Genomic DNA, 20,612 nt, shown 5'->3' on the forward strand with positions numbered 1-20,612 from the left:
AGCCCGATGAAACTCTTCACGAGGACCAAAAGCCCCCTGGGCACCCTCCTCCTGGTCGCCGAGCGATCCACCCGCACCCCGCACGCCCTCACCATGGTGACCCTGGCCATGCCGGACAGCCGCAACACCACCGTGCCCCACGCCGATTGGCGGCACGACCCCGAAGCCTTCACCGAGGTGAACAACCAGCTGGCGGAGTACTTCGAGGGCCGTCGCACCCGCTTCGAGGTGGAGTACGCCGCAGGCGGCACCGAATTCCAGGAGCGCGTCTGGGACGCCATCGACACGATCCCGTACGGCACGACCACCACCTACGGCGCCCTCGCGGAGCGCCTTGACGTCCCCCGTGGCCAGGTACGCGCCCTGGGCGCGGCGATCGGAGCCAACCCCCTCCTGCTGCTACGCCCCTGCCACCGCGTGATCGGAGCGGACGGCACCCTGCGCGGCTACGCCGGCGGCATCGACCGCAAAGTCTCCCTGCTCACCCACGAGGGCGCCCTCCAGCCGATGCTCACGACCTGAACGAAAGAGCCCGATGAAGCCGCAGAACTCTCCTCACCCCCTCGGCACGGCGGACTGGACGGCCCTCGCCCAAGAACTCGACGCGTACGGGTGCGCGCTGACACCGCAACTCCTCAGCCCCGCCCAGTGCCGCGACCTCGCCTCCCTCTACCAGGACACGGAACGCTTCCGCACCACCATCGACATGGCCCGCTACCGCTTCGGATCCGGCGAGTACCGCTACTTCACGCACGAGCTCCCCGAACCCGTGGCAGCCCTGCGGGCCGCGCTCTACCCCCACCTCCTCACCATCGCCCGCGACTGGGCCGCACGCCTGGGCCGCCCCGCACCCTGGCCGGACTCGCTCGACGAGTGGATCGCGATGTGCCACGCGGCCGGACAGGACCGCTCGGCGCAGATCCTGCTGCGCTACGAGGAAGGCGACTGGAACGCCCTGCACCGCGACCTCTTCGGCGACATGGTCTTCCCGATGCAGGTCGTCATCGGCCTCGACGCCTACGGCACCGACTACACGGGCGGCGAGTTCCTGCTCGTGGAACAGCGCCCACGCGCCCAGTCCCGGGGCACCACGACCCCGCTGCCCCAAGGCCACGGCCTGATCTTCACCACCAAGGAGCGCCCGGTGCGCACCAAGCGGGGCTGGGCCGCAGGCGCCGTACGCCACGGCGTGAGCACGGTCCGCAGCGGCCGCCGCCACGCCCTGGGCCTGGTCTTCCACGACGCGGCCTGACCGGGTGTACCTGCTGACCGGGCCCGACGGCCGCCCGTACCCGTCCCCGACCCCGGGCCGGCTGGGCGGCCACCGCGGCGCACGCCTCTACGGACGCCTGGACTGCCCCTCGGCACTGCGGGCCATCGCCCGCGGCGGCTACATCCCGCACCGCGTCTTCTTCGCCGACGAACCCACCGCCCGGGTCGCGGGCTACCGCCCGTGCGCCCGCTGCCTCCCGCAGAAGTACTCCGACTGGAAAACCACCCAGAGAACCGGAGCCCAAGAATGAAGAGATCACCCCTTCTCGGTCCGGCCGAGGCAGCCGCCTACGCCGCGCTCCCACCCCCCGCCCCGCACACCGAGGCCGAACTGGCCTCCCTAGTCGCCCTCGTGACCCGATCCGGGGCCGAGACGGTGGTCATCGGTCACAGCCGCGACACCGCTTCGGCCGCCGCCGCGTCGGCCTTCGCCACGGCCTGGCGCTCCCGCGGCGGCGAAGTCCTGGACACGGTCACCTGGCCCGAACACGCCGCCTCCTGGCTACGCCCGGCCCTCCGCCTGACGACGCCCGCCCCCGACGCCTGGGTGATCGCCGCAGCCCCCCTCGGCTGGGCCCAGATGACCCGCCGCCTACTCCACAGCACCCCCTGGACCCCATCGCGCACCTTCACGTTCGCCTCACCGGTCACCCTCGCCGACGCCCCCACGGCCTTCGAGGTGCCGACGCCGAATGGCATCACGCGGCAGAGCTGGTAGTGAGATGGCGACGCCGCGGGGAGGGGCCAAGCCGCGCCGCAGGCTCGTTCGACCTCGGTTGTGCGCGAGGAGGACTTGTATGCCTATGAATTGTCGGGGCAGTCAGCCTCGGTCCATGTCGCGACGAGATCACGGCAGACGACGGTGAGTGAGCCGTTCCAGAACACGATCTCGTGACCACAGCCATGCTGGTGGGTCAGGACCTTCGTTCCTGCTCGTGGCTCTGTGGCCAACGAACCGTCGCACGACCTCCATGCTGTCGGCCTGGAGATTCACGACGGCTGGTTGATCCAGTCACCGGGGAGGGAATCGCGTACCGAGTCCAGCGCGGGAGCAGTGCGGCCCAGGGCCCAAAGCCACTCATCGGCCTCCTCTCGCAGCAGTGCATCAGACGAGGCGAACCACCGGATCACGCATCCCTCGACAGCCCACGTCGGGTAGTCGGGCAAGGCCAGACGCTGGAACCCGGGCGGTGCCTCGATGGTCTCTGACTCTTCGAGGGGGCGGTTGTCCGCACGCGTCGCATTGTGAGCGAAGAGGGACTCGGAGAGCAGCATCTCGATACATGCGGTGGAAAAGCGGTTGAGAAAGGGCTTCCAGGGGTCTGCGTCGCTGTCCTTGCGCCGGAAGACCACGGGCGGATCGTCGTCTTCCAGGTGCTCCTGGCGGATGGCCCACTCCGCGACCGCTTGGTTCTCCAACCGGAACACCAGAGCGCCGTCGTCAACATAGAGATGTTTCAAGGAAAGAAAGGAATCCTGGACACTGGTCAGGTCTGCCCGTCGCCCGAACAGTCCATATGCCTCCCACAAAGCTGTCGGCAGCGGCGATCCCAGGCGCCACTCCGCCTCGGTGAGCTCCTCGAACCCGCAGCCATCGCCGGCGCGGATTGGCTCGCGCCAATGCGCAACGAATCCCTCGATGAATCTCCAGGCATCCGCCCGATCCGAAACGGCCGCCAGCTCAGCAGCAACATCAAACCCCTCCGTCATACGCCGGAGAGTAGTCCCCCCGCCAATGCTCTGACGGACGCACCCATCAAGAACAGGCCCTCGCAAGCGCATAGTCGCAGGCAGCCCCTCCGCTGGCGGTGGGAGGCCCTGAGACAGAACTGTCACCAGTGATCCGCAAGCGAGCTTTTCGATCCCTGAGTTGGGTCGTTCGGCAGAGCAGTTTGCTGACCCGCAGTCCCATGGCTCTTCGCGTGGCTGGGATGATCGTGCGGTGAGTGATGCGAGGAGTCTGGCGGCGGAGGCCGTTGAGTCACACGTCCGGGCGTTCTTCGAAGGGCACTCCGTCGAGGCCATCGAGTTCGGCCTCGGGCCGCAACGGGGAGAGCCCATAGCCGACCTGCGCGTTCTCGTTGTGGCGCCAGGCCCCCGAAGCGACAGCTGGGCCTATGTGACCATCGGGTGCTCGGCCGAGATGGTGAAGGACGGGCACGGGCGTGAGTTCGTCATGACCGCCCCCGCCCGTGACCAACGGTTCGTTGAACTCACGGCGATGGTCGCTTCCTACCACTGCGGAGGCCATCAGCTCGACTTGGAACACAGCATGCCGATCGGCGAACCGTGGGTGCCGGGTTCGGCCTGCGACCACCTGCTGATCAGCCTGCCCTATCTCCACGGGCCCGATCTTGAGCACTGTTCGCTGCCTCAGGGACACGTCAGGATCCTGTGGACCCTTCCGGTGACGGCCGCCGAGATCGAGTTCCGCAGGAGCCGAGGTCACGAGGCGTTGGAGCGACGTCTCGATGACGCAGGGGTCATTCCCACCGACCCCTTCAGGTCATCCGTCGCTTGAGGCGCCGACGGGTCGTCACCCTTGGTGGCGGCCTGGCCCAGATGCGGGGCTTCATGCAACCACGAATCCACGGATGCCGAGTGGCAAGAGCCCCCGGCAGCACCTCCACACCCGCAAACTCGAGCTGGGTGACTGCGCCCGCCCCTACGGAACCCCCTGCCAGCATGAACATTCGTGCTTGCGCTGTCCCATGCTCCAGGTCGGTCTCACCAAGGCCAAGGGGGAGACTCGCGGCCCTCGACCGCAGCCTGGAGCGGACACGCGGCAACAGCAGCCAGTGCAGCCCGACCGCCCTGGGCATGCCGGTATGCACCGGACCACGGTCAGATTCGACCTGACCTGCGGGGCGTATTCCGTTGTTCCAGCAGCACTCGCCCCGCAGGGATCTACTCTGAACGGGTGGCGGGTTTTCCAGGTTTCGATGTGTTGTTGGCGCGGTTGGCAGAGCACCGAGGGTTGCGCGTCGATGAGCTGGCCCATGTGTCGGCTGTCCCGGAGACTGAAATGCGGGCGGTGTTCGACGGTGCAGCGCCGGGCCCGCCGTTGCTGCGACGGCTCGCCCCCGCACTTCAGCTGCACGCCGAGGATCTGTTTGTCATCGCTTCGGCGGCTCTGCCATTGGAGATGGTGCCGCTCGACCCGCGTGCCGGAACAGGGGTGGCCCGCCTTGCTGGGCACGCCGCGCAGTTGCCACGGGCGGACCGGGACCGGTTGCGCTGGCTCGCGGCGTCACTGCCACAAGAGGACCGCACACGGTCGGTCCCGGAAACACGCGCGTATCTGCAGTACCCGCCAGGTGCCGGCGGCCTGCTCATGCGTCTGCTCGCCAACCGGAACCTGGGGTGGGCCGCCGGAGCAAGAGCGTTTCTGTCCCTGACCGGCCGATACTGGTCTGCGGCCACGTACGGGCAGGTCGGCCACGGCCGTAAAGAACTTACCCCTGACCTCTTGGTTGACTACGCGACCGTGCTCGGCATCCGAGCAGACGACCTCGCCGCACTGACTGGCATCGTCGTGCCCGACGGAACCCCTCCACCAACCGGGGCCACGGCCGATGTGACCGGCCTCATCTGGGATGTCCGACGCCTGACCAACGATCAGGTATGGCAGCTAGGGGACACCGCTCAGGGGATGCGGCGTCTTTCCGCGCCTTGATCGGACTCCTCTCCGTCGGCGCCGACGCTCTTCGTGGCCCCTCGTTGGACAACATGCGGCGAAAAAAGATGAGTTGTCTTACGGTGCCGACGACTGTGGCCGCGCTTCGAATCCCGGTCTCACCTGCGCCCAGTGCGGATCCACCCAGCCGGCCGCCGGCCAGGGCTCCGTACATTTGGCCAACCAGGTGGCGGGCCTCAATGTCCAACTCCGCATGAGGCGTGCGGTGCGTGCGGCTCCGCTCCTGAGCGTGAAGTGGCGGTCCGGCCTCCGTGTTGGTGCCTGAGTGCTCTTGACAGTCGGGGCGCCCACACGCACCCTTTCACTAGTTGCTTAGTGAAAGGGGGATAGTTCGCGTGATCGAGTACCGCATCGACCGGCGCAGTGGTGTGGCCACCTATCTCCAGATCGTGCAACAGACCAAACAGGCTCTCCGCCTGGGCTTGTTGGAGCCGGGGGACCAGCTACCCACTGCCCGTGAAGTGGTCGAGGCCCTCGCCGTCAATCCCAACACCGTGCTCAAGGCGTACCGGGAGCTCGAACGCGAGGGGCTGGTGGAGGGCCGCAGAGGGCTTGGAACCTTCGTCCGCCGGACGCTGGGCGAGGGCGGGGCGGCCGACGGGGCGCTGCGCACCGAGCTCGCCCAGTGGCTGGCACGGGCCCGGCGGGCGGGCCTGGAGCAGGACGACATCACCGCACTGTTCACCTCCGTACTGAGCGGATCCGACAGTGAATCGAACCAGGGGGACGAGGAATGACGGCAGCCATCGAAGCGCAAGGCCTCGGACGGAGGTTCCGCCGCGGTAGCTGGGCCCTGAGGGACTGCTCTTTCCGGCTTCCCGCCGGTCGCATTTGCGCCCTGATCGGCCCCAACGGGGCGGGCAAGTCCACCCTGTTGGCCTTGGCCGCGGGCGTACTGAAGCCCACCGAGGGCACCCTGACGACGCCGGCCCGCGAGGCCATTGCCTATGTCGCCCAGGACAAACCGCTCTACCCGCATCTGACGGTCGCCGAGACCCTGCGCATGGGCGCCGACCTCAATCCCGGCCGCTGGGACCCGGCCGCCGCAGGCAAGATGGTGGAGGCCGGCGACCTCGATCCGGGCGGACGCGTCCGCGCCCTGTCCGGGGGCCAGCGCTCCCGGCTCGCCCTGGCCTTGGCCCTCGGAAAGCGGCCCACGCTGCTGCTCCTGGACGAAGCGCTGTCCGACGTGGACCCGTTCGCCCGCCGCGAACTGATGGGGGTGCTGCTGGCGACGGCCGCCGAACACGGCACCACCGTCCTGATGTCCTCGCACATCCTCTCCGAGCTGGAGGACGCCTGCGACCACCTGCTCCTGATCGACGGCGGACGCGTCCGGCTCGGCGGATCAGTCGATGATCTCCTGCAAGCCCACACCCTGGTAACCGGCCCGATCCGCGACCTGGCTCCGCACACCGTGATCGCCACGCGCTCCACCGGGCGCCAACTCAGCGCCCTGATCCGTCCGGAAGGAACCGTGAACACCGGCAGCGACGGCTGGCAGGCCATCGAACCCACCCTGGAAGAACTGGTGCTCGCCCACCTCGGCGCCCCGGATGTTCCGGTCCTGCTCACCCCGGCCGTGGAGGTAGCGGCATGACCCTCCCTGTCCTGCGCGGCCCCGTTCGGGTCACCGTCGGTCTGCACCGCCATGTTTTGTGGATCTCACTCGCCTTGGTGCTGTTCGCCGCTATCGCCCTGCCCGCCGGTCGTTGGTACGTACAGTCATTGACCGAGGACCTCGCTGCGACCGGTTGCAAGGTGGAAAACACGGTGTCGGGTTGCGGCATCCAAGTCCGCGGCTTCCTCTCCCGCAGCCTGTATTTCCAGAAGATGTTCCACTTCGTTGCGTTCGCCGTGAGCGCGCTGCCCCTGCTCCTCGGCGCGTTCGTCGCGGGTCCGCTGATCGGGCGCGAGTTTGAATCCGGCACCTACCGACTCCAGTGGACCCAGTCGGTCAGTCCGGCCCGCTGGCTGGCTGCCAAGCTGGCGGTACCTGCCGCCGCCGTACTCCTTGTCCTGCCCGCGTTCGTGCTGCTGGCGTCCTGGATCCGGCGGGGAACGCTGGACACTTGGTACCCAACCCAGTGGTACGACCTCCCCGTGTACGGGGTGATCGGGCCGGTGGGGGTGGGCTACGCCCTCCTCGGCATCGCTGTCGGCGCCCTGGCCGGCCTGCTGATCGGACGCACGGTACCTGCCATGGCCGCGGCCGTGACTGCGACCGGGATCATCTGGGCGGTTGTCAGCCTGTTCCGCTCCCGGCTCTGGCCCGCCCTTGACGGGACCCCACGTGGCTGGGACAACTGGCGCTTTTCCGATTCGGTCGACCGCATCGGGTTTCGATACCACCCCGAGTCCCACTTCTGGCCGCTGCAACTTGTCGAGAGCGCGATCCTGCTGACCCTCGCCGCCGCCGTGATCAGCGCGGCCTTCGCCCTCCTGCGCCGCCGACACCGCTGACCGGCCCCAACTGCCTGCGGGTCGAAAGACAGCGAATGGATTCCTTCCGCGCCGAGCCGTCCTTGCTTGCCGCACATCGCCCTACGTGACCTCGGTGCCGGGCAAGGAGGGCGACAACATCACGGGCACCCGCGTCGTGCAGGTCAGCCGGGCGGCCGGCGCCGACCAGGCGATGTGGAGGCACCGCAGCCGGCCCCGAAGCGTGGGGAGGCGCTCTACGTGGCGTGTGCGTCCGGGCCGAGCCACCGCGACGGCCATCCGAACTCGACACGATGGGCGTCGAGGTCGGGCGCGCTGGGCACTCCGCGCTGATTCAGGCGAGGGCCAGGGGTAGGGGTAGGCCGTTCGCCGGACTGAGTACTGGCCGGCCGCCGAGCGGTTGGGCCAGCACGGCGGTGACATGGCAGCACGCTCCCTCCATCGTCGAGTCTCCGCGACTGGCGCGCTGCACGCGAGCATTCGCCTGCACGGCTGACGCGCCGGGCCCCGCATGAGACTGGCGACCTCGGCGACGGTGAGGAAGGCGACGTCGGACAGCGGACGCTCGCCGGCGGAAGGCCCTGGGGACGCAGCACGATCGTACGGACAGCAGGATCCGTACGGCGTGCCCGCCAGCCGCACCATCAGCCCGCCCGCACCGTGTGCTGCGGCGGTGATCAGCACGTCAATGCCCTCGAACAGCACGTCCTGCCAGGAGATCCCGTCGTGCTCCATGCCCTGGGCATCGACCCGGACGGTACGGAATAGCCCGCACTCTCCAGACCTGCTGGAGCATCACATGTAGCGATTCCGGAAGCTGCCAGAGCCCAGTTGTCACCGGCACAGCCAATATCGCCTGTCGGTGATGAACGCAATGAGGCCCCCGCCCCAACCGGTACCGAGACGCTCGCTCAAGACGAGGTGCTACTGAGCGTTGCGGTTGGCCAGTCGGGTGGGTGGATCTCGCCGACGATGCGCCACTGTGCCCCCGCAACCATTCCGGCCCCTCATCGGTCCTCCATATCGAGTCCGGGGTGGGCCGTGTGGTGCCGAGGATGGGGAACGCCAGTGGGAGTCCGACGGGCAGTGAAGGGAATCAGCGAGTTCCTGATGGAGATGGTGGGAGAAGCCGTGGCCGAACTGATCCTCACCCTGCTTGCCTGCGCCCTGCTCGCTTGCCTGTCTCTGATCGCCTACCTGAGCTGGTCCTTCAGCCCGCGCCTGACTGTGGCGGGCGCCGGACTGCTCAGCCTCTTCCTCGCCCACGGCGCCTGGAGGACCTTCCGTGATCCCGAGAAAGGTCGCCGCCGTCGGGGCCTCGCCGCCGTGACCACGGCCGCCTTCACCCTGGCCGCCGCGACAGGTGTGTTCCTGTTGTTCTACGGCACAGGATGCGGCTGCCTATGAGGGAGGATCGCTGCTCCAGCGTGATTGGCCACAGCGTCTGACCTGCACGAATGTCGATGCTCAGGCTGGCCTACCGTTGGGCTGACTGGCTTCCCAATGGAGAAGTCAAGCCTCGGCCGCCTGTGAGGATACGTGGGCCCGTGCCCTGGGGGGTGAGGTTGATCAGCGGGTCGGGAACGTAGTGAGCCCGAGCTCCCACTGGTCGGCCGCTTCAAAGAGCGCGGCAGTATCCAGCCGTACTTCCACGACGAACTGGTAGATGTCCGCTCCGTTGTCACCCTGCTGCCATGGGGGTGCCGCTTCCAAGGAGAGGTGGACCGAAGCAGCACCGAACCCTCAGTTCGGTCGGCGAGGCTGAAGGCCAGGACCGGCTCGGTGAACCACAAGTCCGGTGACAGCTCGCCTTCGGCATCGAGCCCGGTCACGGCGACCCTTCCCGCTGCCGCCGCGCGCAGCCACGCTGATATCTCACGTGCTTCACCGGTCAGTAGGCACGGATCGGCAAAGGCCCAGCTGCCCTCGGAGGTTGTCACCGCGCCGCTGATGACCAGCCAGTTGCCGTCGAACGGGTTGGTCCCGGCGTGGGGGAACTGATAGCTCAGGGGCGGAGCTGGACACGGTTTACCTGATCGTTCAAAAGCATTGACAGACGATGTCAGGGACTGTCCCGAAGCTGTTCAGCGCGGACATGTAGACGACACGCTGGAGGCCGCGGTGGTAGTGACGGGGTCGGTGAAGGTTGCCGCTCTTCTTTCCCGAGTCGTGCGGCGTCGGCGCGAGGCCGGCGAAGGCGGCCAGCCGGTCCGGGGTCGCGAAGAAGGCGAAGTCACTGCCGACTCCGGCCAGGAGCTCGGCTCCGAGAAGGGGTCCGATGCCGGGCATGCGCCGGGGACTGCGGTGTCCGCTGTCGATTCCGGCCCAGATCCGATTCATCGTGTATCCCGTCCCAGGAACGTAAGGCCACCTAGAAGGTTCTGACCGCTCTTCCACTACGCCTACGCCACCTGCGGGGCAGTGCCGGACGGCGAGCTCTTGCCGGGCGCCGACACTGCGCCCTGTCCGAACGTGTCACACCTGGTCGTTCCCAGGTCGGGCGGTCGGGATCAGTGGGCCCAGGCAGTCGGAGGACCTCAAGTTCCGTGTCGTTCAGGAGGGCCTCGACGAGCGGGGCAGGGCCCGCCACCTTGGTGGCCCAGAGGTTGGACGGGGTCCAACCGTCCTCCTCCGGGTGGTCGTACAACGCCTTGGCATCCGCGAGCGTGCCGGCCCGGACGTGCAGGTTGTCGAAGTCCTCAGCCCTCTGCAACAGCGGGTCTCCGCACCCTGCGGGCTGTGCTCGGTGATGATGTCGACCAGGCGGTTCCAGTCGGCCCGCTCCAAGCGACCTTCGGACGACCCGTAGATGCCGACAGGCCAGCCGCTCGGCTCCCGGAGCGAGGGGAAGGAGCGGTAGCAGGGCAGCCGCCCCCCGACCGCCACGGGATCACCCGTCCGCCGCGAAAGCTCCGCTTAGCGCAGCCGACGCCAACGGGGACCTCGGGGCCCGCCCGGCGTCCCCTCGAATACATCCGAGGCGTCGAGGCCCGGGATGATCTCGGGCCCGCCGCCATTCAGCACGGCCCGCTGGCTGCGCCCTGAGGCGCCGTCACCGCTTCGGCCGGGATGGCTTCTCGCCTTGTGTCGCATCCGTCGGAGGCGATAGGCGATAGGCGATCAGGCCCTTGTTCCAGTACTTGAGGGCGAGGGCGAGGGCGAGGGCGAGGGCGAGCGCGGGCGGGCCACGGCGCAGCACCTTGTTGGTCATGCTCCGGGTTGCAGCCGGGCGCGCTGCCGGCGTGGAAGGGGACATCGAGGTGCCTCACCCGACCGGATGGCCGGGTTCACCGAAAAATCGGATCTTCCTCCGGCTTGGTGTACCCGCCCTGGGTGGACCTAGCGAGTACAGCTAGTGACCGCCGGGTTTGAGGGATCGCAGTTGCCGGGGTTGTTGTTCGCGATGGTCGTGTGGTTGAGGGTGACGCTTCCGCCTTCGTTGTGGAGGCCGGCGGGGGCGTGGGCTGCGGTATTGCCTGTGACACGGGAGTCGTTGAGCGTTGCGTCACCCTGGTTGTGAATGCCGGCACCGGTTCCTTGGGTGGCTGCGTTCCTGTCGATGACGGTGTTGCGGGTGTTGAGCGTTCCGAAGTTGTAGATGCCGCCACCGGAGAAGCTTGCAGTGTTGCCGCGGATGGTGGTGAGCATGTTGACGGTGAGGGTGCCGAAGTTGGCGATGCCCCCGCCAGTTCTGGCGTCGTTGCTGCGGATCTGGCTGTCGGAGATGGTCGCGGAGGAACTGTTGTTGTGGATGCCGCCGCCCAGGCCTTTCGCCTCGTTGCCGGTGAGGATGCTCGAGGTCAGGGTGAAGGGTGCGGAGATGCTGCTGTGCGAGATGGCTCCGCCGTTACCACCGCTGACGGGGCCGGTGGAGTTGAAGGTGAAGACACTGAGGTCTACGCGTGTGGCGCCGCTGCTCAGGATGGCACCGCCGTGGCCGGCTCCGGTGCTGTTGCTTTTGAAGTAGGAACCTTCGACGCGGAGGGTTCCATTGTTGTTGCTGATGGCGCCGCCTCCGTTGCTGGAGGCGTTGCCGATGAGGCGGGTGTTGTTGAGGGAAGCAACGGTGCCGAATCCCAGCTGGATGGCCCCGCCCTGGGCGCCTCCTCCGGCTTTGGCGTTGGTGAGGGCAACGTCTCGGAGAGTCAGGTTCGCGCCGGTGACCGGGGGGAGGTTGAAGAAGCGGAATTCGCTGTCGGTGTTGTCGTCGCGGGTGATGGTGGCGTTGCGTCCGTTGATGGTGATGGGGCTGGTGATCTGGGGGAGCGCGGCCTGGCCGGGGCCGGCGATCGGCTCGGTGTAGGTGTAGGTGCAGTCGCGGGCGAGGTTGAGGGTGTCGGAGGTGCTGGGGGTGCTGTTGGCGGTGGTGATGGCCTGGATGAGGGCGGCGGGGGAGCAGGTGACGTTGATGGTGGCGGCGTGAGCGGGGGTGGCGACCAGGCCGGCGAACGTGAGTGCGAATGTGGGCGCGGCGAGCAGGGTGGCGGCCTGGCGGGGGCGGCGCAGTGGCCTCATCGTCTGACTCCTTCTTGGGGGAGGCGCCGGGGGGCGATCCGATCATTGTTTACATCAGCTCAACATCTGTTCTTTTCAGGACACACCGGGCGTATGGTGTGGAGGGTGCTCCGGCCTGTCTTTCAGCCTCAACCCTTGCTCGGGCCTGCTGCCGCCAGGGGTACACGAGCAACTGATTGCTCGCTGATCGCTCGCTGATCGCCGCGGTGGAACCCAGCGTCCTGACTCCGCAGTCCCCACACGCCCCTCGGCACGCTCTCAACCGCCCCAAAGTGACATCGCTCAACGGGCTGGTCGACGTCCTGGTACGCCCGGAAGAGGGACGAAGAGGGATGAAGAGGGATGGTGCCCCGCGGTGAAGCCGTAGCTGTGGGGCGAAGCGGCAGCGATCGCCCTCCGCTACGCCGCGCTTCGCTGTCCACGGGGCCGCACGGTCTGTCCTGATGAGGTGGGGCCTGGTGCACTCGGCGACGGCCGGCTTGTCGAGGTAGCGGTCGACGTCTTGGGCCTTGAGCCTGACGTTGTCCACCTTCACGTCCTTGACTCCGTCCGCGAGGTGGGACAGGCCGGAAGCCACCCGGCTTCTCATCGACGAGCAAGGCCGGGGGTCGGCGTCGGCCAGGCTGCAGCCGCCCTCACCGCCACGCCGCTTCACCAACACGCAGGCAGTCGTCTAACACGGCTCGAGGACCACCGTCCCGAACCGCAGCCGCCCCCGATCCAGACGCCATCCCAGCGCACCGGCCAGCTCATCGAGGCCCTTGAGCCCCAGCCCGCGGTAGGCGCTGACGGGAAGCGAGGTCTCAGGGCCCTGGGGACCTTGTGCGATGGCCCGCCGCAGGGCGAAGCCGGCACGCTCCTGCCACTGCTCCGGTGTGCCGTTCAGCTCCAGCCGGTACTGGCGCCGGGACAGCAACACGCTGTCACCGTACGGATCCTTCGGCAGGCCCTTTCCGCTCGACAGTGCTGGCCCGCCGCCAACGCTGAAGAGCGATGCGGCTCCGACCACGGCGAGACCTACGGGAAGATAGATCCACTGCAGATAGAACTGACATCGCAGCCCCCAGACCGAGCGCGGCGGCAGCGGTCCGTATTCGATCCTGCCCGATGTCCTCGCGCGCGAGTCCCCACCCATGAACAGCCCCCGCTTCCCACCCTACGTCTACGTACTGCTACATGCGTGGATCATGCCGTGGATCCAGTAGGTCCGGGCCTTGACCCCGATTTCCGGCCGAGACCTTGCCGGTCGCCCGCCTGGTTCTGCACACCGGCCCGGTGGCCTGCCTGTTCGCCACCAAACTCACCATTGCGGAGGGCGAGTTTCACGTCACCGCCGAGGCAACCTGTTTGTACCGCCCACGACTTGGGCCCTTCAGTCCCACCAGAACGTCCAGTGGGCATTACCCACCAGAGCTTCCTCCGCGTAGAGGCGGATGCTTTCGTACCCCTGCCAGATGTTGTCGGGGCAGAACGCGAAGTGCTCTGCAGCGATCGCGAGAGCTTCGTCCATTGTCTGCGGCGGGGCTGCTACGGACAGGTCCAGTCGTGCGTACGACAGAGCAACTACCCGGACTCCGAAGCGGTCCTCCCAGGAACGAAGAACGGCACACAGTCGTGCCACGTCGTTCTCGTAGTTGACCGGCCCGGACCAGCCGATTGCTGCGGGGATGTCCGCAGCCCGGCCCACTGGGACCAATGCCAGCCGAGGGCTCTTGAGCGAGTGTCCGACCAAACCCTTGGCCACATCCGCAGCAGTCGTGGTCGGATCTGCCGCCAGTCTTCCTGGCGACGCAAGCCCAGGCCAGCTGCCGGTGAAGGGGTCCATGGTCTGGCCGGCGTCCTCTTCGTCTTCGTTCTCCTCGGTTTCCGAAGCCGCAGACTCCCAGAAATCCTTGAGAACCTCCTCTGCAGGATGGTCGCTGGGGTCCGACATCATGCCGGGATCCAGCTCGCCGTCCCACCACTCCTCGATACCGGATTGGTTCTGGAGGAGTACGGGCTGGAGTCCCACGTCCCGGGCCGGCAGGTACTCGGCCCACGTACCGGGTGCTGCGACCTCGTCGGCCACCCAGAGCAGCGGCTCGGACCAAGGTCCATCGTTGGTCTCGGTCACCAGTGAGCCGGGCGGCAGGCCAAGACCCAGCGCTCGGCCCAGGGGGTCGGTCAGCAGCGCCGTCAGCGGCTTGGAGTGAATCGTCATGCCGGTGAAGGTAACGGCCCCCGCTGACAGCCCTCGGCTGCGGCCAGCTTCCGAGGATGGCACGACTACTCCGAGGCACATGCCTGGACTGACCTTTGAGGACTCAGGGGAGCTTGGTCAGGCAGCGTCGGCCCGGATGTCGTCTTCATCCGGGCCGGACGGGTGTGGACCTCCGCAGGGGTGATCTCGGGGTTGGACATGGTCCTTGCAATGGTGGCCGAGGACCACGGCCATGCCGTCGCGCTCGCCACCGTCCGCCCGCACGGTGCCCGGCCTGCCGACGTCACATGGGGCACATGCGTCACAGGACCTCGGTGTACTGCCCCTGCGCCTCGTCCAGGAGGATGCGGCTCCGGAAGGGTGCCGTGGGGCTTCCCGTGCCCTGGTGCAGCCAGGCCCTGCCCGCCTTGTCGCGCGCGTAGAGGTCGGGGGTCCCGTCGCGGTTGGAGTCGCCCCAGGCCACCACGTCCAGGTACGTGCCCCAGCCCGCGCCGACACGGGTCCGCGTGCCGAACGTCCCATCGCCGCGCCCGCGGTACAGCCACAGCACCCCGGCCCTGTCTCGTGCCAGCAGGTCGCCCGTCGCACCGCCGGTGACCTTCCCCGCGGAGACCAGGGTGTCGTACTGGTTCCAGCCGGAGCCGATTCGTTTCCGGGCGGCGTACGGGGCGTCCGTCGCGCCGGTGCCCCGGTAGAGCCACAGCACGCCGCTCTTGTCGCGGGCGATGAGGTCCGCCCTGCCGTCGCCGGTCAGGTCGCTGCCCGCGGTCAGTTCGTCGTACGTGTCCCAACCGCCCCCGACCTTGCTCCGGGCGGCGAACTTCCCGTCGCCCTTGCCGGTGTACAGCCACAGCACGCCCGACCCGTCACGGGCCAGGAGGTCGGCGTCCCGACTGCCGCCGGCGTTCCCCGCGCTCACCAGCGCGGTGTACTGGCCCCAAAAGGTGCCGAGGTCCGTCTCCAGAGTCGGCCACCCGATGTTCACGCCACCGTTGTAGAAGGTGTTTTGGCTGATGAGGCGTCCGTCCGCGGTACGGGCGAGGAGGTCGGGCGTGCCGTCGTCGGTCAGGTCGTGCGGGGCCGCGGCCCTGCGCACGGTGAGCCGACCCTTCACGACGAGGGCAGGTCCGATGCCGTCGCTCGGCTGGGCGGTGAGCTGCCATTCGTACTCGCCGTTGGGGGCCGGCGCCGGCAGCACGCCGTTGTACAGGAGCCCACCCCAGCTCAGTTCGAAGGAGCCGCTCCCGGGTTCCTCCGCCGGGCGGATGCTCCTGTCGTCGTAGGTGCCGCTCCGACCGGTCCTCAGGTTCCGCAGGACGAACGTCGTGCGGACGTTGTCGCGCGACAGCTTCCACCTCAGGGTCGCCTTCGGGGTGCGGTCGAAGTCGACGGTGGTGGGTATCTCCTTGCTCACGAGGGTCACCGGCGTGGGCTGTCCCGTCGTGGCGACGAGCTCGGCCCGCGGAAACCCGTCGGAACCCCGGGTGATGCGGTAGAGACCGTCACCGTGGGCCACCGTACCCCCCATCACCAGCAGCGCACCGCCAGGAGCCAGGCCCGGAACGCGCGAGTCGACGGCGTCCAGCACCTTGCGTGGCGCACCCCCGCCCATGGGGTGGGCGTACAGAGCGTGGTCGGCGGCATCCGCGCTCCGGTCCGGGCCGGCGAGCCACCAGCCGTTGAGCAGGCCGAGGAACGGGCCGCCGCCGATCTTCCCCAGCTTGGTCAGGGACACGGTCGAGGAGCCGCGCTGCGCGGTGCGTACGACGGTGCCGGTCACGCCATCGGCATAGCCGATCCAGGCAATGTGCGTACCGGAGAGGGCTACGTCGCCCCAAGAGCGCGTCACCCGGTAGGTGTTCACGATGCGCGCAGAAGCGACGTCGACGACCGCGTGGTGGAGGATCTCGTTGTCCGCGTCGCCGGTCGCGTACTCGAGGACGAAGGCCCCGTCGGCGTAAGCGGCGACCTTGGCACTCGCGGCCCGGATGCCGCGAGGCAGGCCGCTTACCGCCCGGTCGGTCGTCCCCTGCCGTGGGTCACCGAGCAGGTGGAGCAGCGGGGTGCTGCCGGGGCGCGGCCCGAGAGCGATGAGTGTCGTGCCGACGGAGCCGAGGTAGTTGTACCCCATTCCGAACACGTCCACCTCGGTGGTGGTCCCGGTGTCCATGTGGTGCAGTCGCACGGGCTGGCCGGCCTCGACCACCGTGTCGGACATGGCTCCGGCCTCCTGGTCTTCGGTCACCGGGAAGTTCATCCGGGTGACCGAGCCGTCGGAGTAGCGCGTCCAGGTCAGATCCTCGCTGTTGCCGCCGGTCGCCCGCATCAGGAAGCCTCCTGGCCCCCCGCTCACGATCCGCGAGTCCGAGGAAACCCTCGGCAGTGCCGCCGGGGCGTCGGCCCGAGCAGTCTGTCCGGGCATGGCGGCTGCGGGAAGGACCACCGGGCCCCCGGCGGCCGCGAGGGCGGTGAGGACTGCGAGAGAGACGAGTCGCCGGGACGTGCGGCGGTACGGCATGTGGGCCCCCGATGGAAACAGTCTGACCGGACGCGTATTCCCCTGGTGACGTCCGTGCGCACTTGATCGCAAGAGCGGACCGTACCACCCGGTCCGCCGGTGCTGTGCGCGGTGGTCACGCGGCCAAGGAAGCCTTGGTCGGGCCCTGGCTCATCCACCACTAGACCCGACTTGACTGGGGGCACCCGTACCGGGATCCCTCTGACTTGCCGTCCGCGCCCCACGGCAATCTCGTCCAGTCGTCGACCCTGAGGTCCCTCGCCCGGAGTGGTGGCATCGCACCGTTTTGATCTTCAAGTGTGAAGGTGCGGGCCCGTGGCAGTGGGTGCGTGCGTGGGTGGGTGGGGAAGGGGATGACGTTCGGGGCGGGTTCCTGTCGTTCCTGGTGGTTCACATGGCGTGCTTGCAGGGGGCTGGCCGAAGCCCCCGTCGTGATGTGCGGCGGGGGCTTCGGCGTGCCGGGCGTGTGCTACCTGAAGGCGCTGATGAGCAGGGCGATGAGGGCTCCGCAGAGCGTCATGGTGCCGCCGAACGCGGTCAGCCCCCGACCTACGGCGGCAGGGACGCCGGCACCGTCCCACAGCTTCAGGACGGTCGCGCCGGCTGCTGCGGCGAGGGAGATCAGGACTGCGATGGCGAGGGCTATCAGCAGAAGGGCGGTGGTGGTGGGCGTCATGTGAGGGATCACCGTTCCTGGGTCGTTCCTGGGTCGTTCCGGGGGACGCACGGGCGGTCGGTGCGGCGGGTGTTGGCCGCGGACTGGTGGTGCGGAGGCCCGTGCTGACGTCCTGGGGTCTGCCGCTCCCGGTGCGCGAGTACGCCGTTCTTGCCATCAGCGAGCTAGCCTCGAAGGCTGCCGTGTACCACCGCCGTCACGTCGTGGAGGAAGGGGCGCCGGTGTCACTGCGGTTGCGCCGCACTCCGAAGCGGCTCATCGTCGCGGTGCGGGACGCCTCCGAGGTCCTGCCGCGCGTGCTGGAGGTGGAGCCAGGCGTGGCGGATTGGGGGCGGGGCATGAAGGTCGTCTCACGTCTCGCCGCCTCTTGGGGCGCCCGCCGTGTGCCCGGAGTGGGCAAGACGGTCTGGTGCGAGTTCCCGCTTCAGTGAGGAGCGGCAGGAGATGCCACATCGTCACTGCGTGGGAGTGTGAGCCGCGGCGGCGCGGAGCCCAACCGCAGTTCCCTCACCGGGACACGCCCACGGTGGCTGAGGTAGCGGGCCGGGGCGCCCGCTGCCCCGGCCGAGGCATCGGGCAGTGGGTGGCGCGGCGCTGCCGCACCGCCCTCGGGGTCGGCCGGCGGTGGCCGTGACCTGGCGGCCGGCTGCCCAGGCCCTCGTACGAGGCGCAGCCGGTGGCCCCCGGCGGGTCACTGCCCCCGCCCCGTGCGTCTCAGACGACGCGCCCCGGCCCTACGACGAGTACCTGGAGGCGCCTGGAGTCGGCCTGATCGAGCGGACTCGCCTCAAGAAGAGAACCCCACCGAGAAGGTGAACCCCACCGGGACGGTCACCCTCGACGCAGACGCCGCCGGCCTCAGGAGGGAAACCGCGCGCCGGCCGACTGCGCGACCGGCTCTGCCACTGCCCGTTCCCGCTCTACCACCCCCGACGCCGCACCCGGCTCGGCGGGCGCCGCCCCTGCCGGGTCGGCCGCGCCTGCACGAGGCCGGCGGGCAGCGACGACACGAAACGTCGTCTCGTGCCGGCGTACTCCCGCGGGAGTAATCAGCTCGCCGGGCCACCCCCGGCAGTACCTGCGAACTCGATCTCAGGCGCGACGATCCGGCCTCTGCCTGCCGGGAGCCTTGGAAGCACACCAAGACATCCGGACCGGAGGGAGGCCCGAACATGGGGGCCGCACTTACACAGAGACGGCGACGAGCACTGCCCTGGCTGGTGCTCGCGCTGTGGGTCGCCGTGCTCGCGGTCGCTGCGCCGTTCGCCGGGAAGCTCGCCGACGTCACGCGCGACCGTGTCACCGACTACCTGCCCGCGAACGCCGACTCCACCCAGGTGGCCAAGCTCCAGGAGCGGCTGCCCGGTGGCGAGACCACCCAACTCGTCCTCGTCTACCAGCGCGACGGGGCCCTCACCGCCGCCGACCGCGCGACCGCCGAGCGGCAGATCGGGCAGATCGCCGACGAGCACCAGCTGACCGACACCCCGCAGGGCGTGCCCTCCGAGGACGGCACGACGCTCATGTACCCGGTCAGCAGCAACGAACCCGGTGACGACGACGAGCTGCGCAACAAGTTCGTCGACGACATCAGGGAGACCGCCCGCTCCGGCGATGGTCTCACCGTCGAGGTCGGCGGGCCCGGCGCGGTCACCCGCGACTCCAAGAAGGTGTACGACTCCCTCGCGGGCCCCCTGCTCTACACCACGGTGGCCGTCGTCGCCATCCTGCTGATCCTGATCTACCGCAGCCCCGTGCTGTGGCTGATCCCGCTGATCGCCGCCGGGATCGCCGACTACCTGGCCATGGGCGTCGCTTACGGCCTCAACCAGGCCTTCGGCACCTCCATCTCGGGCGCGGGCACCAGCATCATGACCATCCTGGCCTTCGGCGCCGGCACCGACTACGCCCTGCTCATCGTCGCCCGCTACCGCGAGGAACTGCGCCGCATCGAGCGTCCGTACGAGGCCATGGCGGCCGCCCTGCGCGGTTGCGGGCCCGCCGTGATCGCCTCCTCCGGCACCGTCGCCGTCGGGCTGCTGTGCCTGCTCGCCGCAGACCTCAACTCCAACCGCGCCATGGGCCCCCTCGGCACCGTCGGCGTGCTGTGCGCGCTGATCGCCATGCTCAGCCTGCTGCCGGCCCTCCTGGTCCTGCTCGGCCGCCGCGTGTTCTGGCCGCTCATCCCGGCCTTCGGCAGCATTCCCAAGGAGCGCCGCTCACTGTTCTCGGCAATGGGCAGCTCCGCCGGACGCCGCCCGGTGGCCGTCCTCATTGCCGGCGCCTTCGCTCTGGGGGCGCTCGCCCTCGGCGCCCTGAACCTGCCCGGAGACCTTAAGCAGGAGGACGCCTTCGTCGACCGGCCGGAGTCCGTCTCCGCCATGCTGACCCTGGCCGACGCCTACCCGGACAGCTCCAGTCAGCCCATCACGGTCATGACTCCGGTCGACCGCCGCGAAGCCACCCTCGCGGCGGCCACCTCCACCGAGGGCGTCGCCTCCGCCCGTATCGGCCGGACGGGAGAGGGCTGGACCGAGGTGTCCGTGATCGCCTCCGCGCTGCCGCAGACGGACGCCGAGACCCGCACGATCAAGAGCCTGCGCGACAAGCTGAACGGCTCACTCGTCGGTGGACCCAGCGCCCAGCAGATCGACCTGGAGAAGACCAACTCCCGTGACCAGAAGGTCGTCGTACCGATCGTCCTCCTCTCCGTCCTGCTCATCCTGATCGTCCTGCTGCGCTCCCTCGTCGCCCCGCTGATGCTGGTCGCCGCCGTGGTCGCGGTCTGGGGCGCCTCCCTGGGCATCGGCGGGCTGGTGTTCGAGCCGCTGTTCGGCTTCCAGGGCACCGACCCCGCCCTCGGCCTGCTGTCCTTCGTGTTCCTGGTGGCCCTCGGCGTCGACTACGGCATCTTCCTGATGCACCGCATGCGGGAGGAATCCCTGGGCGGCGCCGAACCCGCCGCGGCCGCGCTCACCGCCCTGCGCACCACCGGCGGTGTCATCGCCTCCGCCGGCCTCGTCCTCGCGGCCACCTTCGCGGTGCTGATGAACATGGGCCTTGTCTCGCTGGTCCAGCTCGGCTTCGTCATCGCGGTCGGTGTGCTCCTCGACACCTTCCTCGTCCGCACCTACCTCGTCACCAGCGCCAGCGTCGCCCTCGGCCGCAAGGTGTGGTGGCCCGGTCCCATGTCGAAGACGCCGTCGCCCGAAACCCGGCTCCGGGTGCCGGAGCGCGTCTGACACCTTTCCGACCCCGTGTGATGCACGTGGGCGCCCCTCCCTTGCGGGAG

The 20,612-nt window shown here is 68.8% G+C and carries 20 protein-coding genes and 1 pseudogene; 12 read left to right on the forward strand and 9 right to left on the reverse strand.

The window, feature by feature from the left end; all coding sequences use genetic code 11:
- The first annotated feature begins 6 nt into the window (after window positions 1-6).
- Genes OHA37_RS38375 through OHA37_RS38390 form a run of 4 tightly spaced genes read left to right on the forward strand, consistent with a single transcriptional unit; the run spans window position 7 to window position 1,990 of the window.
- Entirely contained in the window at window positions 7-522 is a 516-nt protein-coding gene (locus OHA37_RS38375; RefSeq protein WP_266913799.1) for a methylated-DNA--[protein]-cysteine S-methyltransferase, read from the forward strand.
- Between the two features lie 13 nt (window positions 523-535).
- Complete coding sequence (locus OHA37_RS38380; RefSeq protein WP_266913801.1) at window positions 536-1,252, forward strand: 2OG-Fe(II) oxygenase; 717 nt, start codon at window positions 536-538, stop codon at window positions 1,250-1,252.
- Window positions 1,253-1,256: 4 nt separating this feature from the next.
- Window positions 1,257-1,523, forward strand: coding sequence for an Ada metal-binding domain-containing protein (locus tag OHA37_RS38385; protein ID WP_266913803.1), 267 nt, complete (start codon window positions 1,257-1,259; stop codon window positions 1,521-1,523).
- Window positions 1,520-1,990: a hypothetical protein gene (locus OHA37_RS38390; protein ID WP_266913804.1), complete on the forward strand. Its 471-nt coding sequence runs from the start codon at window positions 1,520-1,522 to the stop codon at window positions 1,988-1,990. The genes OHA37_RS38385 and OHA37_RS38390 overlap by 4 nt, the downstream gene beginning before the upstream one ends.
- Window positions 1,991-2,262: 272 nt before the next feature.
- Here the strand turns inward: OHA37_RS38390 and OHA37_RS38395 are convergent, their stop codons facing one another.
- The gene (locus tag OHA37_RS38395) at window positions 2,263-2,982 is read right to left on the reverse strand and encodes a hypothetical protein (RefSeq protein ID WP_266913806.1); all 720 of its coding nucleotides are present in this window, start codon (window positions 2,980-2,982) and stop codon (window positions 2,263-2,265) included.
- 232 nt (window positions 2,983-3,214) lie between these two features.
- Between OHA37_RS38395 and OHA37_RS38400 the strand changes: the two genes are divergently transcribed.
- The 6 genes from OHA37_RS38400 (at window position 3,215) to OHA37_RS38425 (ending at window position 8,818) form a co-directional block, all read left to right on the forward strand.
- Complete coding sequence (locus OHA37_RS38400) at window positions 3,215-3,793, forward strand: suppressor of fused domain protein (RefSeq protein WP_266913808.1); 579 nt, start codon at window positions 3,215-3,217, stop codon at window positions 3,791-3,793.
- A 399-nt stretch (window positions 3,794-4,192) separates the two neighbouring features.
- Window positions 4,193-4,948, forward strand: coding sequence for a hypothetical protein (locus OHA37_RS38405; protein ID WP_266913810.1), 756 nt, complete (start codon window positions 4,193-4,195; stop codon window positions 4,946-4,948).
- 356 nt (window positions 4,949-5,304) lie between these two features.
- The gene (locus OHA37_RS38410) at window positions 5,305-5,706 is read left to right on the forward strand and encodes a GntR family transcriptional regulator (RefSeq protein WP_266913812.1); all 402 of its coding nucleotides are present in this window, start codon (window positions 5,305-5,307) and stop codon (window positions 5,704-5,706) included.
- On the forward strand, window positions 5,703-6,569 hold the full coding sequence (locus OHA37_RS38415) for an ABC transporter ATP-binding protein (protein ID WP_266913814.1): 867 nt from the start codon (window positions 5,703-5,705) through the stop codon (window positions 6,567-6,569). The genes OHA37_RS38410 and OHA37_RS38415 overlap by 4 nt, the downstream gene beginning before the upstream one ends.
- A complete protein-coding gene (locus OHA37_RS38420) occupies window positions 6,566-7,432 on the forward strand; it encodes a hypothetical protein (RefSeq protein WP_266913816.1) in 867 nt (288 codons plus the stop codon). Before OHA37_RS38415 ends, OHA37_RS38420 begins: the two co-directional genes overlap by 4 nt.
- Window positions 7,433-8,497: 1,065 nt before the next feature.
- Window positions 8,498-8,818 (forward strand): lysine transporter LysE, encoded by a 321-nt coding sequence (locus tag OHA37_RS38425; RefSeq protein WP_266913818.1) that lies wholly within the window; start codon window positions 8,498-8,500, stop codon window positions 8,816-8,818.
- Here the strand turns inward: OHA37_RS38425 and OHA37_RS40925 are convergent.
- The 8 genes and pseudogenes from OHA37_RS40925 to OHA37_RS38460 all read right to left on the reverse strand — a co-directional run bounded on the left by OHA37_RS40925 (window position 8,791) and on the right by OHA37_RS38460 (window position 17,320).
- Window positions 8,791-9,477: a WapI family immunity protein gene (locus tag OHA37_RS40925; protein ID WP_443046355.1), complete on the reverse strand. Its 687-nt coding sequence runs from the start codon at window positions 9,475-9,477 to the stop codon at window positions 8,791-8,793. The two genes, OHA37_RS38425 and OHA37_RS40925, sit on opposite strands and share 28 nt — an antisense overlap.
- Window positions 9,476-9,700 (reverse strand): annotated as a pseudogene (locus OHA37_RS38430) (transposase); the annotation flags it as partial. The pseudogene OHA37_RS38430 and the gene OHA37_RS40925, both read right to left, overlap by 2 nt.
- A 763-nt stretch (window positions 9,701-10,463) precedes the next feature.
- Complete coding sequence (locus OHA37_RS38435; RefSeq protein WP_266913819.1) at window positions 10,464-10,622, reverse strand: hypothetical protein; 159 nt, start codon at window positions 10,620-10,622, stop codon at window positions 10,464-10,466.
- Between the two features lie 128 nt (window positions 10,623-10,750).
- Window positions 10,751-11,926 (reverse strand): hypothetical protein, encoded by a 1,176-nt coding sequence (locus OHA37_RS38440; RefSeq protein WP_266913821.1) that lies wholly within the window; start codon window positions 11,924-11,926, stop codon window positions 10,751-10,753.
- Window positions 11,927-12,599: 673 nt separating this feature from the next.
- Window positions 12,600-13,061 (reverse strand): hypothetical protein, encoded by a 462-nt coding sequence (locus OHA37_RS38445; RefSeq protein ID WP_266913823.1) that lies wholly within the window; start codon window positions 13,059-13,061, stop codon window positions 12,600-12,602.
- Between the two features lie 237 nt (window positions 13,062-13,298).
- The gene (locus tag OHA37_RS38450; protein ID WP_266913825.1) at window positions 13,299-14,126 is read right to left on the reverse strand and encodes a DUF4253 domain-containing protein; all 828 of its coding nucleotides are present in this window, start codon (window positions 14,124-14,126) and stop codon (window positions 13,299-13,301) included.
- A 301-nt stretch (window positions 14,127-14,427) separates the two neighbouring features.
- Window positions 14,428-16,452, reverse strand: coding sequence for a VCBS repeat-containing protein (locus OHA37_RS38455; protein ID WP_266913827.1), 2,025 nt, complete (start codon window positions 16,450-16,452; stop codon window positions 14,428-14,430).
- A gap of 661 nt (window positions 16,453-17,113) precedes the next feature.
- Window positions 17,114-17,320 (reverse strand): hypothetical protein, encoded by a 207-nt coding sequence (locus OHA37_RS38460; RefSeq protein ID WP_266913829.1) that lies wholly within the window; start codon window positions 17,318-17,320, stop codon window positions 17,114-17,116.
- Window positions 17,321-17,421: 101 nt separating this feature from the next.
- Here OHA37_RS38460 and OHA37_RS38465 point away from each other — a divergent pair, with 101 nt between their 5' ends.
- Together OHA37_RS38465 and OHA37_RS38470 are read left to right on the forward strand one after the other, a co-directional pair.
- Entirely contained in the window at window positions 17,422-17,751 is a 330-nt protein-coding gene (locus tag OHA37_RS38465; protein WP_266913831.1) for an ATP-binding protein, read from the forward strand.
- Window positions 17,752-18,492: 741 nt separating this feature from the next.
- On the forward strand, window positions 18,493-20,562 hold the full coding sequence (locus OHA37_RS38470; RefSeq protein ID WP_266913833.1) for an MMPL family transporter: 2,070 nt from the start codon (window positions 18,493-18,495) through the stop codon (window positions 20,560-20,562).
- Window positions 20,563-20,612 lie beyond the last annotated feature (50 nt).

This window comes from Streptomyces sp. NBC_00335, assembly GCF_036127095.1.
In the GTDB taxonomy this organism is placed as follows: Bacteria; Actinomycetota; Actinomycetes; order Streptomycetales; family Streptomycetaceae; genus Streptomyces.

Excerpts from the sequence above, each read along its gene's own strand:
- OHA37_RS38375 (WP_266913799.1), top strand. The coding sequence starts at position 7 with ATGAAACTCTTCACGAGGACCAAAAGCCCCCTGGGCACCCTCCTCCTG.
- OHA37_RS38380 (WP_266913801.1), top strand. The coding sequence starts at position 536 with ATGAAGCCGCAGAACTCTCCTCACCCCCTCGGCACGGCGGACTGGACG.
- OHA37_RS38390 (WP_266913804.1), top strand. The coding sequence starts at position 1,520 with ATGAAGAGATCACCCCTTCTCGGTCCGGCCGAGGCAGCCGCCTACGCC.
- OHA37_RS38395 (WP_266913806.1), bottom strand. The coding sequence starts at position 2,982 with ATGACGGAGGGGTTTGATGTTGCTGCTGAGCTGGCGGCCGTTTCGGAT.
- OHA37_RS38415 (WP_266913814.1), top strand. The coding sequence starts at position 5,703 with ATGACGGCAGCCATCGAAGCGCAAGGCCTCGGACGGAGGTTCCGCCGC.
- OHA37_RS38420 (WP_266913816.1), top strand. The coding sequence starts at position 6,566 with ATGACCCTCCCTGTCCTGCGCGGCCCCGTTCGGGTCACCGTCGGTCTG.
- OHA37_RS38435 (WP_266913819.1), bottom strand. The coding sequence starts at position 10,622 with ATGACCAACAAGGTGCTGCGCCGTGGCCCGCCCGCGCTCGCCCTCGCC.
- OHA37_RS38440 (WP_266913821.1), bottom strand. The coding sequence starts at position 11,926 with ATGAGGCCACTGCGCCGCCCCCGCCAGGCCGCCACCCTGCTCGCCGCG.
- OHA37_RS38445 (WP_266913823.1), bottom strand. The coding sequence starts at position 13,061 with ATGGGTGGGGACTCGCGCGCGAGGACATCGGGCAGGATCGAATACGGA.
- OHA37_RS38450 (WP_266913825.1), bottom strand. The coding sequence starts at position 14,126 with ATGACGATTCACTCCAAGCCGCTGACGGCGCTGCTGACCGACCCCCTG.
- OHA37_RS38455 (WP_266913827.1), bottom strand. The coding sequence starts at position 16,452 with ATGCGGGCGACCGGCGGCAACAGCGAGGATCTGACCTGGACGCGCTAC.
- OHA37_RS38460 (WP_266913829.1), bottom strand. The coding sequence starts at position 17,320 with ATGACGCCCACCACCACCGCCCTTCTGCTGATAGCCCTCGCCATCGCA.
- OHA37_RS38470 (WP_266913833.1), top strand. The coding sequence starts at position 18,493 with ATGGGGGCCGCACTTACACAGAGACGGCGACGAGCACTGCCCTGGCTG.